The 15,054-nt window shown below is 44.2% G+C and carries 14 protein-coding genes; 5 read left to right on the forward strand and 9 right to left on the reverse strand.

All coding sequences use genetic code 11. The annotated features are described in order from the left end of the window. The 9 genes from BLS65_RS02970 to BLS65_RS03010 all read right to left on the reverse strand — a co-directional run bounded on the left by BLS65_RS02970 (position 1) and on the right by BLS65_RS03010 (position 11,319). Positions 1–918, reverse strand: a complete 918-nt coding sequence (locus BLS65_RS02970) for a GYDIA family GHMP kinase (RefSeq protein WP_092435630.1) — start codon at positions 916–918, stop codon at positions 1–3. Beyond that, complete coding sequence (locus BLS65_RS02975; RefSeq protein WP_092435633.1) at positions 915–2,228, reverse strand: hydroxymethylglutaryl-CoA reductase, degradative; 1,314 nt, start codon at positions 2,226–2,228, stop codon at positions 915–917. Before BLS65_RS02975 ends, BLS65_RS02970 begins: the two co-directional genes overlap by 4 nt. A 15-nt stretch (positions 2,229–2,243) precedes the next feature. Then, positions 2,244–3,239, reverse strand: a complete 996-nt coding sequence (locus BLS65_RS02980) for a beta/alpha barrel domain-containing protein (RefSeq protein ID WP_092435815.1) — start codon at positions 3,237–3,239, stop codon at positions 2,244–2,246. A 116-nt stretch (positions 3,240–3,355) separates the two neighbouring features. Further along, positions 3,356–4,504: an acyl-CoA dehydrogenase family protein gene (locus BLS65_RS02985; protein WP_092435638.1), complete on the reverse strand. Its 1,149-nt coding sequence runs from the start codon at positions 4,502–4,504 to the stop codon at positions 3,356–3,358. Positions 4,505–4,510: 6 nt separating this feature from the next. Further along, a complete protein-coding gene (locus BLS65_RS02990) occupies positions 4,511–6,481 on the reverse strand; it encodes an acetyl/propionyl/methylcrotonyl-CoA carboxylase subunit alpha (protein ID WP_092435642.1) in 1,971 nt (656 codons plus the stop codon). A gap of 24 nt (positions 6,482–6,505) precedes the next feature. Continuing rightward, positions 6,506–7,303: an enoyl-CoA hydratase/isomerase family protein gene (locus BLS65_RS02995; RefSeq protein ID WP_092435645.1), complete on the reverse strand. Its 798-nt coding sequence runs from the start codon at positions 7,301–7,303 to the stop codon at positions 6,506–6,508. Positions 7,304–7,306: 3 nt separating this feature from the next. Beyond that, positions 7,307–8,914: a carboxyl transferase domain-containing protein gene (locus BLS65_RS03000; protein ID WP_092435648.1), complete on the reverse strand. Its 1,608-nt coding sequence runs from the start codon at positions 8,912–8,914 to the stop codon at positions 7,307–7,309. Positions 8,915–9,099: 185 nt separating this feature from the next. Further along, entirely contained in the window at positions 9,100–10,539 is a 1,440-nt protein-coding gene (locus BLS65_RS03005) for a TrkH family potassium uptake protein (RefSeq protein WP_170829983.1), read from the reverse strand. Positions 10,540–10,542: 3 nt separating this feature from the next. After that, on the reverse strand, positions 10,543–11,319 hold the full coding sequence (locus tag BLS65_RS03010) for a HAMP domain-containing protein (RefSeq protein WP_092435653.1): 777 nt from the start codon (positions 11,317–11,319) through the stop codon (positions 10,543–10,545). 164 nt (positions 11,320–11,483) lie between these two features. Between BLS65_RS03010 and BLS65_RS03015 the strand changes: the two genes are divergently transcribed. The 5 genes from BLS65_RS03015 (at position 11,484) to BLS65_RS03035 (ending at position 14,922) form a co-directional block, all read left to right on the forward strand. Continuing rightward, positions 11,484–12,050, forward strand: coding sequence for an RNA polymerase sigma factor (locus BLS65_RS03015; RefSeq protein WP_092435656.1), 567 nt, complete (start codon positions 11,484–11,486; stop codon positions 12,048–12,050). Positions 12,051–12,098: 48 nt separating this feature from the next. After that, positions 12,099–12,530, forward strand: coding sequence for a TMEM14 family protein (locus BLS65_RS03020; protein WP_092435659.1), 432 nt, complete (start codon positions 12,099–12,101; stop codon positions 12,528–12,530). 8 nt (positions 12,531–12,538) lie between these two features. After that, entirely contained in the window at positions 12,539–13,033 is a 495-nt protein-coding gene (locus BLS65_RS03025) for a hypothetical protein (RefSeq protein WP_092435663.1), read from the forward strand. A gap of 45 nt (positions 13,034–13,078) precedes the next feature. After that, positions 13,079–13,636, forward strand: a complete 558-nt coding sequence (locus tag BLS65_RS03030) for a Spy/CpxP family protein refolding chaperone (protein ID WP_092435667.1) — start codon at positions 13,079–13,081, stop codon at positions 13,634–13,636. 263 nt (positions 13,637–13,899) lie between these two features. Then, positions 13,900–14,922, forward strand: coding sequence for a 1,9-bis(guanidino)-5-aza-nonane synthase (locus tag BLS65_RS03035; protein ID WP_092435670.1), 1,023 nt, complete (start codon positions 13,900–13,902; stop codon positions 14,920–14,922). Positions 14,923–15,054 lie beyond the last annotated feature (132 nt).

The raw sequence follows: 15,054 nt of genomic DNA on the forward strand, positions 1-15,054 counted from the left end.
TTAGTCATATCCTAGTGTAATATCGTTAAACCGAAAAATTGGAGTCAATCCTTTTGCTGCAATATAGCTATAAACTTGATTTGTGGGTAAGGAAGAACAAAACATAGCAAAATCGCCACCCCATGCACCTAGAGACTTTACACTTCCTTCAAAATCGTTAAACCGAAGTTGTTTCAACGGCTTTATCCCTAGCACCTCCGAAATAATTTCTTCGTGCCGTTCCATCAATTGGCAAAGATGGGGAATGCTCTCGGCGTGAGCCATCGAGTAAGAAATTGTTGAAATCTCGTCTATCATCCCAGACGGCCATACCTTCTCAGACCTCAAGAATCGACTTACCCCGGCCTGGCTGTCCTCTTTTTTTCCTAAGTAAGCAAAGTAGACACCGTGGCTAAAAACAGGCGACAATGTTGTTGGTGTAATTGTAGCCACGCCATTCCTCAGATTATATAGGAAAGCGCCACTGCTCACAGCCGCTACAGCATCGTAGCCCGAGCCATTGCTTACCATCCGATGAAGAGTGAGCGGATCAACTGCGGCAAGCTGAGCTAGAAGACCAATAAGACTTGAACTACTCCCAAGCCCCCAACTCATATTAAAATCGGCAGTAATGGTAATTGTTTTCCCAATAAATTGTTGAAAAAAGTTCGATCGGAGTGAGTTTATAGCCAGAATTATACCCGATACAAACTGAGCCGACTTTTCGCTTGACGCTTCAATTATCTGACTATTTTCCTTGAAAGTTGCTGAAAACCAAATTCCCGTAGGTGATTTGCTAATCCAAGTAATTTGGTTGATTGGCCCTTCACTTACACTTAATTCTTGCCCAAATTTCAGTGGAATGGCAAGAGCTTCAGCCCCAGAAAGCACAAGGTATTCACCCGACAAAAGCAATTTCCCATGCGCCTTAAAGTTCATTGCTTACCAGTTAAAAATTCCTTTACTGCCGCAAAACTCACTTTTTTATCTTCAAAATAGAGAATCGCCTCTGCCTTCGTTTTCGGATCGGCACCTAGAGACACGAGGATATTAGAAAGGTGCATTTTCATATGCCCTTGCTGAATACCGTTGGTTACCAAACTTTTCACTGCGGAAAAATTGCTCGCCAAGCCAACAGCAGCAACAATCTTCATAAGATCCTTCGCCGTTGGATTCCCCAGTAGTTCGAGGGAGGCTTTAGCCATTGGATGGATATTGATAACCCCACCAACGGTTCCAAGTGCTAGGGGCATTGTGAGTTTAATAGTAAAAATATCATTAGAAAGAGAGCACTCACTCAAGCTCCGGTAACGCCCAGTAGCAGAAGCAAAGGCATGAGCACCTGCCTCAACAGCCCTAAAATCATTACCGGTAGCAATAAGAACAGCATCCACCCCATTCATAATTCCTTTATTATGGGTAGTTGCCCTATAAACATCAACCAGAGCAATATCATACGCAAGTTTGATCTTCCGTGCCAACTCTGCTCCCGAAAGCCCCTTAACTACACCATCGAGTTGCAAAACACTGCAAGAAGCCGATACGGTGATCATACAACCATCGGCATAGTTGCTGAGTATCGCCATAATTCCCTCCATACTACTTTCACCAATATCTGAAAAATTCTTGGCATAGTATAGCTTAAGTTCCTGTGCGATCTCCTCTAAGCAGGAATTAATGAAGTTTGCCCCCATGGAATCTACCGTTTCAAATTCCACATTTATGCGAAATAGGTTAGGAATTGAGTAAGTAAGGTTTTCCAACTCAACCGCCACAATTCCGCCACCTCGGCCCTCCATCCTAGTGGTTTGAGTTTTCACCCGTTCCAGCAGTAGAAATCTCAGATACGGCCAATTTCCGGTAAGGTCTAAGGGATTTTCTTTCCAAAGAAAATAGACATGGCCAAATTTAGAAGTGGAGAGAGAGTCAACCTTAAAGCCGCCTCTTTCTGCCCAAAATTTTGCACTCCAAGCGGCAGCGGCAACTACGGAACTCTCCTCGGTAACCATAGGAACATGATAAACGTCCCCATCGACCATTAGATTTGGAGCAATGGAGTAGGGCATATGATATGCACCTATTGTATTTTCACTCAGATCCAAAAAATTATTGCGCATTTTAATGTCACGAAAGAGGGAACCGTTGAATAGTTGCTCTTTCTCATCAGATGAACTGAGCAGGTTTACCACAAACCTCAGTTTCTCATCCTGGGTTAAACCCGAAAATCCATTTATAATTCCTTGGTTCATAGCAGCAAGTTTATACTATTCTTTTACCCTTAAAAACGATTTAGCAAAGAGCAAACCATTAATCTGACCCTGGGTATATGCCTTTAACTCGGCATAATCGCCACGCGCAAATTTTAGAAAACCGGATGCTTGTCCATAAATAGAGGGCAATTTACAACGATTGGTAAGGTAATAACCATCGAGAAAAGTTTTAACTCCACCCGAAATAATTACCTGCTTACACTGAATTGCCTGTTTGCTATCAACCATTTCATTTACCACACCAAGCATCTCCTCGGCGGTGTGCCCAATAAGAGCAAGCGGGCCAAAAAGTTCTTGCTGTTCGGGAGTGCTGCGCTGCAACTCTACGCTGGCAAAGTTGGTACCTCCAAAAGCAGCGAATTCGAGTGCCTCAATTGGCAACGACAAAATTTTTCGAATGCTTTCCGGCCCCATACCCTGCCCCACCTCTTTTACTATCACTTTCATTTTGGTAAGAGAAAGAAACTCTTCAACTATGCTAAATGGCGCATGGTGAAGCAAATCGCCCTCAGGCTGAAGCCACTCCTGTATTGGATTTACATGAATTATTAATCCATCGGCCCGCAGTCGTTCCACTAAACCGATAAGTTTATGGTAGGTTCCATCTTGGAGCATACGCTCCAGCTGAGCGATGCCTATATTTGCATAGAAGGGAAGATCATCTCCAATGATGCTTCGCATATCAAAATCGGCAAAATACTCCTCTTTTTCGAGAAGAATACGACAGGAACCCAATCCCATACCCATACCAAACTCGTTACATGCACGAGCCAAGTTTGTGTTAATGGTTCGAGCCAAAGCAGTGCCCCCGGTCATGCTACTTACCCATATAGGCACACGCATTGTTTTACCAAGAAACGGAAATGGCTCCAACACTCCTTGCATATGCGATCCCATGAGCGGCTCATAGGAAAAGCGAGAATCGGAGTGTGGTGCAGCCACTTGCGATTTGAATGCCAAGTCGATATGATCCTTTTTTCTATCTTCCATTAACCGATTATTTTGTATTCCTTGGTTAGTTTTCTCTTTCAAAAATAGAACAACTATTCAAAAACAGAAAATGTAACAGATAAATTCACTATTCAGAAGCCAAGAGCAATTCTTACCTATATTTTACAACCCACCTTACGCGCAATTACGAGCTTCAATATTTCAGAAGTTCCCTCTCCTACATGTAAAATTCGCTGGTCGCGGAAGTGACGTTCTATCAGGCTTCCTTTTACCAAACCATAGGCACCATGAATTTGGCTTCCTTCGGTGGCAGCAAATGTAGCCACTTCGGAGCAAAACAGCTTAGCCATAGCTGCCTCTTTTCCAAATGGTTTATCGTTATCTTTTAACCATACAGCATGGTATAAGAGTTGTCGAGCGGCTTCAATTTTCATTGCCATTTCGGCCAACTTAAAAGCAACTGCCTGAAAGCTGGATATTGGCTTCCCGAACTGATGGCGGGTATTAGCATAAGCAAGCGACTCCTCGTAAGCGCCAATAGCCAAACCAAGCCCCATAGCACCAATGCTTAAACGCCCTGCGTCAAGAGTTTCGAGCATTAGCCTTCCGCCCTTACCAATTTCTCCTAAGATATTTGACTCTGGAACTTTTATATTATTGAAAAATAGTTTACCAGTGTCGGACGCGCGCCACATCATCTTTCCAGTAATACGCTCAACCTCATAACCAGCACTTCTGGGGACTAGTATTGCCGAAATTTCGCCTCTACCGTTACGCTCACCAGTTCGAGCCATCAGAGTAATTCCGCCCGAAACTAATGATGTTCCATTTGAAATAAAGGTCTTTTTTCCATTAATTTCCCACTCATTATTACTCACGTGAGCGGTAGTTTCCACACCAAGAGCATCGCTACCAGCGTTAGGCTCGGTAAGACCGAAGGCCCAAACCGATTCGCCGGTACAGAGTGATGGCAAAAATTTACGCCGTTGCTCCTCGGTTCCGTAATAGTAAATAGGATTAACGCCTAAACAGTTGTGCGCAGCAAGCGTTCCGGCCTGAGAGCCATCGACTTTAGCCAACTCCTCAACGGCAATAACAAGTGCCATATAGTCGAGTCCTTGTCCGCCATACTCCTTAGGCACAACAATCCCAAACAGCCCCAGCTGTCCCATTTCGCGCGTAAGTTCTACGGAGAATGTCTCCTTTTCATCGTATTCAACCGCAACGGGTTTCACACGCTCTTGGGCGAATGCGCGCACTTTTGCCCTTAACTCTTGGTGTATTTTACTTTGGTCGTAATCCATATCCTATCAAATTTTTTCTAAAATAATTAGTTCAGCACCATCGGATACTTGGTCGTCTAGGCTTACCAAAACTTTACCAATTTTTGCCCGCTGTGGTGATGATATTAGGTTTTCCATCTTCATTGCTTCAATAATCATCAAAGTGCTTCCTACCTCCACTATCTCTCCTTCGATTACCGAGAGTGACAATACTTTTCCATGCAAGGGTGAAATTACCACTCTTTCGCCCGATTCCAATCGTATAGGCCTAGGCTTATACTCACCATCCGACAAGTGATTGGGATACTCCAATCTATAGTTTCGATTGCCAAAAGTCAAGTAAACACCCCAATTTTTCCGAGTAAAAAACAGGGTCATTCGCTCGCCATCTTTTTCAAATTCGAGTTTACTCTCAGAAAAAACGAAATTGGTGGCAGAATGGCTTCCATCCGGCAACTCGAGAGTCAGACTGTTTTGTCGAAAAAGAGAAATGGGAAATTCGAAAGAGTCATTTAAGTGCGTAAACCGCAACCGGCCCATAGGTTGCGAAGCCCCGAATGAAGTCCACACCTTCTGCAATAATGAAGGTTGCGTGGAGTTATTAGTCAAGGTTGTAATTGCAAAGGCTAATATTACCTCCGTGGGCAGTAACTGATTATTGCTATAACCAGTGGCAATTTCATCAATGGTATTGGTTGAAATTCGGTTCGATGCAAACTGCTTCGATTCAATAACATACTGCAAGAAACCAATGTTATTAGTTACTCCATGCAAAAAACTCTGTCCTAAAACCTGCCTTAACCGAGAAATTGCCTCCTTCCGGTTGCTCCCTTTAACAATTACCTTCCCAAGCATTGGGTCGAACAACCCAGTTACCTGATCGTGGGCACGCATGGCATGCTCCACTCTAAGCCAAGGCTCAACAGGAAAAGCAAATGCATCAATGGTGCCGGTTGCTGGAGCAAAATTTCGTTCAGAATCTTCGGCATAAACGCGCACCTCAATGGCATTGCCCTTCAGCCAAATATTTTCTTGCGAAATCAGTAAACTTTCGCCGCCTGCAACCTGCAGCTGTATTTCCACTATATCGGTAGAGGTAACCATCTCCGTTACCGGATGCTCTACTTGAATACGCGTATTCATCTCGAGAAAAAACACATTGCCTTGCCCATCAAGAAGAAATTCAACGGTACCAGCACTTCGATAGTTGACGTGAGCGGCAAGGGCAAGGGCGTAGCCAGTAATTCGTTCTCGCTGATCGATACTCAATGAAGGAGAAGGAGCCTCCTCTACAATTTTTTGATATCGACGCTGGAGGCTGCATTCTCTATCGAAGAGATGTATGACCTTACCGTTACCATCGCCTATAATCTGAACCTCAATATGCCTTGCCTCTGGAATATACTTTTCGATATAAACTTCTCGAGTTCCAAAAGCAGCTCCAGCTTCCCTTGCCGACTGTTTCAGGAGCGAATCGAGATGATCGAGACCTTGAGCAATATACATCCCTTTCCCACCACCACCACCTGCAGGTTTTACTAATACCGGGAATCCTATAGTAGCAGCAAGGGCAAGGATATCAGCACTCGATCCGGTTGCGCCAGGAAGCGTTGGTATTCCAATATTGGTAGCAATATCACGGGCGGCCACTTTATTCCCCAAAAGGGCAATAGATGTTGATGTGGGACCAACAAACCTGATACCTGCATGCTCAACTGCCTCGGCAAACTCGGCATTCTCCGATAAAAACCCATAACCTGGATGGATAGCATCCGCTTGATGCGTCTTAGCCAATTCTACAATTTTCGCTATATTCAGGTAAGTGTCCCGTAATGATCCGGAACCTAAACTTACTGCGCTATCGGCCATCATAGCATGAAGCGGCCTACCTTCATCTTCGGAATAAACCGCAATAGTATGAATACCCAACCGCTTTGCGGTGCGCATGATGCGGAGGGCTATTTCACCCCTGTTAGCTATAAGTAGTCTTGAAATCATATCAGCAGAAACTATTCATTGGGACTAAAGTTCATGGCGCCTATTAAATTTTGCTTTTCGTTTTTCCAGAAAAGCGGCAATACCCTCCTTTGCCTCATCCCCAGCACGCATTTCAGCAAGCACAGTCGATGTATGATCTACCATATTATGAAAAGAGTGGTTGCAACGCGTCTCCAATATTAAGGTTTTGCAGATTCCTTGCGCCAGCGGAGCACCTTCGAGTAAACTACCCAGCAGATCCGTTAACTTCTCGGGGATAGAAATGGAAGGAGTAACCTCAGAGATCAATCCAAAATCAATTGCATCCTCGGCATTGAATCGCCTTCCGGTGAGCATCAATTCCCGCATTTTGCCTTCGTTCATTCGTTGGGCTACGTAAGGCATTATGGTAGCAGGAACCAGACCCAATTTAACTTCGCTAAACGACATCATGGTAGATGGGTCGGCAAGGATATAGTCCGATGCAGCAATTAATCCAATAGCACCACCGTAGGCATAACCATGAACAACACAAACAACCGGTTTGGGCAAAGCGTTTAGTTGGCAAAACATATTCGCCAATGCCCTACTTTCGCGCAGTACCTCTAACTCCATTCCCGGATTTCCACTTTTCGAAAAGGAAGCGAGATTGGCGCCCGAGCAAAATCCATCACCTCTACCACGAATGACCAAAACTCGAATTTCGGTAGTATTTATCACATAATCAATCTCATGCGTCAACTCAGTAACCATCGCAGGGCTAAGGGCATTTCTGGATGAGGGTTCATTCATCCATAAAGTATAAACAGAGCCCTTTAATTCTTTTTCGAGAATAGTATCCATACGCTACATTCTAAAGATTCCAAAATTTGGCTTTTCAAACTTTTGATTTAGCGAGGCAGCAATGCCCAACGCCAAAACTTTCCGAGTATCAGTAGGATCAATAATGCCGTCGTCCCAAAGCCGAGAAGTGCTGTAATACGCAGAACTTTCGCGCTGGAACTTAGCTAAGATCTCTTCACGCATTTTTTGAGACTCTGCTGCAGGAAGATTTTCTCCCTTGGCACGCAGCTGCTCTTCCTTTACCGATACCAGCACGTTTGCAGCCTGCTCGCCACCCATTACAGCAATTTTTGCATTGGGCCACATAAACAAGAGTCGAGGGCTAAATGCTCTGCCTGCCATAGCGTAATTGCCTGCACCATAAGAGGCACCAACTACAACAGTAAATACAGGTACCGATGCATTCGATACCGCATGAATCATCTTTGCGCCATCGCGCGCAATACCGCCATGTTCATGCTTTTTACCCACGATAAATCCGGTAATATTTTGCAGAAAGATTATTGGTGTTTTTCGAGCACAGCACAATTCAACAAAATGAGCACCCTTTAGCGCACTCTCCGAATTTAGAAATCCGTTATTGGCAATTATACCAATCGGGTAGCCCATAAGTCGAGCAAATCCAGTAACCAGGGTTGTTCCGTAGTTTTCCTTAAACTCATGAAAGCGACTTCCATCCACAATTCGCGCTATAATCTCGCGAACATCAAATCCTCGTTTTAGGTCGAATGGAACCACTCCATACAGCTGATCCTCCTCGTAGTGTGGCGGTTCAGGCTCCACCCAATCAACCTGCTGCCGATCGGGCGGTGGCAATGTTTCAAAAATGTTGCGGCAAATTTCCAACGCATGGGTATCGTTTTCGGCCAAATGGTCGGCCACTCCTGATGTGGTGGTATGTACAACTCCGCCGCCTAACTCCTCGGCCGAAACCACTTCGCCAGTGGCAGCCTTAACCAATGGAGGCCCACCAATGAAGATGGTACCTTGGTTGCGAACTATAATCGCTTCATCGCTCATTGCCGGAATATACGCACCACCAGCTGTGCATAGCCCCATAACAACAGATATCTGAGGAATACCCTTTGCCGATAACTTCGACTGATTATAGAAAATTCGTCCAAAATCATCTCTGTCGGGAAATACCCTATCCTGTTCGGGCAAAAAGGCACCACCAGAATCGACAAGATATACGCAAGGAAGATTGTTTTCTAATGCAATTTCCTGTGCTCGTAAATGTTTTTTGATGGTTTCTCTGATGTATGTACCTCCCTTTGCTGTGGCATCGTTTGCTACAATAATCGCTTCTCTTCCGTGAATTACCCCAATACCGGTAACGATACCTGCCGAAGGGAAACTATTGTTGTACTGGCCATTTGCTGCGAGTGCCGAAAGTTCAAGGAAAGGAGTTCCTTGATCCACAAGTAACCGTATTCGCTCTCTAGCAAGCAATTTCCCTCGCTCCTTGTGCCTTACAACCGAAATATCAGAATCTCTATATAAAACAGAACTTAGTTGTTCCTTAAAATAATTTACCGACTCAACATTGTTTTTGCATGAACGAATGTAGTCCACCGAACTAACATTAATAGATGTTTGAAGTCTATACACAGTTGCCGTATTAGGTTTTTGTATACATTAAACAGTAAGAGGATTATTTTGTTGAATTATTAGTTCATGAAAAAGAACAAAACATTTGAAGAGTCGAAATCAGATATGCAAAAAAGGGCAGATTCCAGAATCTGCCCTTATGCACACCAAGCCTCTTCAAGGCCTGCTAGTAAATCGTTGAATAATTATTTCCACGATTTCATTAAGAACAGCAACAGTAACCCATAAATCTCCATACGACCAAGAAGCATCACAATCGATAGAATCCATTTACCTAAATCGGGTATACTACTATAAGTTGTCATCGAACCGACAATTCCAAAACCGGGTCCCACATTGCCCATACAGGCTGCGGAGGCTGAAAACGACGATAAAATATCTACCCCCATGGCAGCAAGCAAAACGGTCGAGATAAACACAATAAAGATATATAGGGCGATAAAAAGAATGGTGCCAGAAACCAATTCTTCATCCACTATGAATTTCTTAACCTTAACCGGAATTATCGCATTGGGGTGTTGCAGCTTCTTAACCTGTCGTTTGAGCGTTTGGTAAAAGATTACCACCCTATCGGTTTTGATACCACCAGAGGTTGAGCCCGAACAAGCACACTGAAGTATTAAAAACAGCATTATCAGAATGGAGAAGGGTGGCCAAATGGCGGAATCAGCATTGGCAAACCCGGTGGTAGTGCCCACCGAAATTACCTGAAAAGAGGCATAACGCAAAGCATCTACCCATGTATGATATATGGGACCCTTTATATTAATGGTTACAAGGGCGATACCAACTATCAGGGAAAAGAAGTAGTACCGAGTAACGGCAGAGGTAAAGAGGTTGAACTTATGGAACATTATAGTAGCCCAAATCAAGCCAAAGTGCAGGCCGGAAAGGAACATAAACACCATGGTGATAATTTCGATGGAAGGGCTATGGTAGAAGGCAATACTAAGATTCTTGGTACTAAACCCTCCAGTGGCAATCGTGGCAAAAGCATGGCATACTGCATCGAACCAACTCATGCCGGCTATTTTCAGCAGTATTGTCTGAGATAAGGTTAAACCTAAATAGACAACCACAATGATATGCATTGTTTTGCGCGCCTGATACTTGAAATTATCCTTTGCTAATGGCGAGAGTTCAATCTTGGAAAGAGCCGTTTTTAGTTTCCCAAATGCAGGCATCACCACTAAGGCAAACAATACAATACCAATACCGCCAATAAAATGTGTAGATGCACGCCAGAATAGCAGCGAAGGTGGTAGCGCCTCCACATTATTAAGAATCGTAGAACCAGTTGTTGTATAGCCAGAAACAACTTCATACCAAGCGTTAACGAGAGAAAATTCCCCACCCCAAAGCAAGTAAGGCAACATGGCCACAACGCAGGATACTAGCCAACTTAAAACAACAATGGCATAGCCCTCTTTGGTGTTTACATTGGAATCGTAGGGCACAAATACAACAGGAAAAACTGCCAATACAATTGTAATAAACATACTTAGCAGCAGTGGGATAAACCCAGTATCCTGATTAAAAAGCGAAATAACCGCAGAGATGGCCATAAACGCTGCATTGAAAAGCAGCACAAGACCTACTGTCCTTATTACCTTGAACCAACGCATAGGTTAATTTTCGGGATTAGTTTTTTGGCCCTTTTTGGCTTGAGTCACAAGCGTAGCAATGGCATCGCGCAACTCCCCAATTTCGTCCTTCGTTTCTACTACAACATCGAAGGGGATCTTATGCTTTACGAAATCATCAACCGCGCGGGTAAGCTTCACAATGGGTGAAAGAAAATAGTGGTTTAAAAAAAGGTTGAATAAAATGGTAAGAAAAAAGCCTGCACAGATGGCAATAATACCTGGCATAATGGCACGATAGGTATTATTCTCGAGATCAGATGCATTAGCAATGATCGCCGTTTCATTAATTGTCATCAAGGATTTTACCCGCTTCGATACACGGTTATAGGCAGGGTTCAACTCCGTAACATACCACTTTCGATCCAACTCCAGCACTTCGGCACGAACAGAAAGCCCACTCAATAAGGAATCGAATTGGGCATGATCCATACGGATGGAGTCCACCAATTCCTTTTCACCTGCGATGGTTAGGTTACCCATGGCGGCGAGAATACCTGCGTGGAATAACTCACGGCCACCGCTCAGTTGAACAAAACCACTATCGACATTGCCGGCCAGCACCTGAAGCAACCCAGAATTCTCCTGCTCAAGAGCATCAAGCATCCCTTTGGATATTTCTATACTCTTGTAGTTCTCGTGCAGCAATCCTGATACCGATTTGCCAACGGTGGTAAGCAGATAGATGGACATTGCGCCCGAAATAAGCAACACAAACCCCAGCAATACAAATCCACTTAATATTTTTCCTTTAATCCCCATATTGTAGTCTTAAGCAACAATGACAAAATTCACTATATTTCCACAAATATACAAGCGCCTTATTCACACGAGTTGCTAGATGTGCTGGAATATTTTTATTTCGCCAGCAAGGTAGCGCAAGTTTTTTTTTAAAGTGGTGTCTAACCACAATAAATGCATGAAAAATGATGGATGAAGATTTGCTCATTCAACGCATACTCAAAGGGGAAACTGAACTTTTCAGTCGGGTTGTAGCGGAGCACCAGAGCAAGGTCTTTCATACCGCTCTTGGGCTTTTACACAGCCAACACGATGCCGAGGATATTGCTCAGGATGTTTTCTTAGAGGCTTACCGATCGTTGGCTACGTTCCGTAATGATTCAAAGATTGCAACTTGGCTCTACCGCATCACCGTAAACCGCTCCCTGAACCTACTAAAAAAGAGAAAACGATCGGCATTCATCCAAAGTTTCGACCAGCTCTTTTCAAAAACAGCCAAGGACGCCGAACAGATAAACGACCCCACACCCACATCCCAAGAAGCGCTTGAAGAGGTCCAAAAACTAGACCTGTTGCACACAACAGTAGATACGCTGCCCGAAAATCAACGAATAGCATTTACGCTCAGCAAATACGAAGAACTCTCCTACGCAGAAATTGCCGAGGTTATGCACACCACGGTATCATCGGTAGAGTCTTTAATTTTCAGAGCCCGAAAGAATGTCATCAGCCGAATTGAGAAAACAAAATAGAAGCGCAAGTTTTTACAGATGAGATTGTCTAAACAAAAAACAACCACGATGGACTGCTATAAATTCAATTTAGAACTACAGAAGATGCTCACTGCAGCATCGGACGCTGCAGCGCCAGAGTTTACACAGCACATGAATACTTGCCCCAAGTGCCATAACGCTTATGCACAAGTAGAACTGTTGCTGGCTGCAATTTCTTACGAAAAGAAAGCCTCTCCAAACTTCTTTTTACAAGGGAAGGTGATGGATCGGATTTTGGCCGAAGCAAGAGCAACAATCCACATCAGGCCAATTCGCTGGGAAACAGCAATAACATCATTAGTTGCCGGATTAGCTCTGGGAATAATTATCGGAACCGCCTCTTACGTTTCACTTTCGAGTCAATCCGAGAACAACCTAACCTCCGCCATCTCGTTGATGCAGGACACTGAAAGCACCACACTCGAAGAATATATCTTCACAACTGAAAACGACAAATAAGAAGCGCCATGAATATAGAAAAGAAAATCAGGTTGCTCACCATCGCAGTATTGGTATTAATTGCCACCAACGCCGCTACGATTGCAACAATATTCATTCATCCCTTCTCCTCCGAAGTAGAAGATGTTAGGACACGAAGAGATATGCACGAACGGTTTAAGGCGGCTGGGTTTTCCCCAAAACAGATGAATATGCTCAAGCAGACAAGGGGGCAATGGCGCGATGAAAACCGCACAGCCATGCAACGAACAAAGGAACTTCGCCACGCCTTACACCAACAACTCCTTTCGGAAACACCCGATACGGCTGAGATGTCACGATTGATTATCGAAATTGGTAAAAACTACCAAAAGATGAAGCGGCTTTCGGTAAAGCAGTTCTTAATGGTAAAACCCCATTGCACCAAAGAACAACTGCACATGCTACTCCAAGGCGACGAGCAAATGCCTCGTGGCGAAGGAAAGGGTAAGCACCGAGGCCAAGACAACAACCAGTGTGAATAATTTCATTCCAATCAATTAATAGTTTCACGTTAAATTTTCACAGCCATGAAAACAAAACAAATTATTGCGACTGCCGCTATTTCGGCATTAATGTTTATCGGCACTATTAGTGCAAACGCTCAGAGCGAAAACCGTGCAAAAATGGATGCAAGCAAACCGATGCTTTGCGACCAGAAAATTCCCGGATTAACCGAAGAGCAAAAGACAAAGATTAATGACCTTCGCACAGCGCACATGAAAGAGGTTACACCCGTTAAAAATGTACTCGCCGAGAAAAACGCTAGACTCAACACGCTCACTTCCGCCGACAAGGCCGACATGACCGAAGTAAATAAGACTATCGATGAGATTGCTAAGCTAAAGGGCGACCTGATGAAGATGCGCGTAAGCCATCAAACTAAGGTTAAAGCCCTGCTCACCGACGAGCAAAAAGTTTACTTCAACGCCCACATGGGTGGAAAAAAAGGAATGGGTAAGGGAATGCACGGCCGTAACGGTATGGGCCAAGGTAAAGGCATGCATCAGGGTAACGGTATGGGCCAAGGAATGCACCGGAATGGAATGAACAAGGGCGAATGCCAAAATGCTGATTCTTCAAAATAGATATTTCTAGATTAGATGTAGGGAAAAAGGTTGGTCCAAAAAGACCAACTTTTTTCATATATCAATAGCCCAACCTTGCGAATGGAAAAAAGTTTCGAACAAGTTTGCAATGAGTTGCCTGTCTATCTAAAAAACTCTAAAACAAATTACTAACTTTGACCCCGATTTCGCTCCTCTTATTTGAGTGAAACACGATTACTAGTAAATTGAGAGCCTTACAAATAAGGCGCTACACTGCTTTAGTTTTAACCTTTTATCACGAAATGGAAAAGAAAGATTACTTAAAGGAGGTCATCGAGCACATCGATATCAAGTCGTTCGACTCTACTCCAATTATCGACAGCATGCGTAAAATGTCGTTCACTTCACGTGAAATCGCATCGGCTACCGACATTTATGGACTGATGATAAACGACCTAGAGTGCTCCAACATACTTACCCTTGCCGGTAGTACCAGCGCTGCTGGTTGCATGCAGGTGTATGTTGATATGGTTAAGCACAACATGGTTGACTGCATTGTTGCTACTGGAGCATCAATTGTGGACATGGACTTCTTTGAAGCTCTTGGCTTTAAACACTACCGCGGAAGTCAGTTTGTTGACGATAACGTTCTTCGCGACAACTACATCGACCGTATTTACGATACCTATATCGACGAGCAAGAGTTGCAAAACTGCGACACTACCATTAAGGCTATTGCCGATGGTATGAAGCCAGGCGTTTACTCATCTCGCGAATTCATCAAGGAGATGGGAAAATACTTAACCCAACACTCGGTTAAGAAAGATTCGCTTATCCAAGTTTGCTACGAGCACAACGTGCCTATCTTCTGTCCTGCATTCAGCGACTCTAGCGCAGGTTTCGGTTTGGTTATGCACCAGTGGGAAAGACCCGATGCTCATATCGCCATCGACTCTGTGAAGGATTTCCGTGAGTTGACTATGGTGAAGATTGAGGCTAAGGTTACCGGCCTATTCATGGTTGGTGGCGGTGTGCCAAAGAACTTTACCCAAGATACTGTTGTTTGCGCCGAGTGCCTTGGAATTGATGTTCCTATGCACAAATATGCCATCCAAATTACCGTAGCCGACGTTCGCGACGGTGCTTGCTCCTCCTCTACCCTTAAGGAAGCTTCCTCATGGGGTAAGGTTGACACCACCTACGAACAGATGGTTTTCGCCGAAGGTACTACGGTAATCCCAATGATTGCCAGCTACCTTTACCACAAGCGCGACTGGGCTAAGCGTACCGCCCGCAACTTCAGCAAGATTTTCGACAAGAAATAGTCGAATCGAGATAAATAAAAAGAGAGCCTCCTTGTGGGGCTCTTTTTTTTGTGCAGAAAACTCTAGCTGCTGTAGGATCAAATTGCCCATACGGTAAGCCAGCCAAGCGTGGCGGCATACTAGTCGCACCCG

The organism is Williamwhitmania taraxaci (assembly GCF_900096565.1).
GTDB classification, from domain to species: Bacteria; Bacteroidota; Bacteroidia; order Bacteroidales; family Williamwhitmaniaceae; genus Williamwhitmania; species Williamwhitmania taraxaci.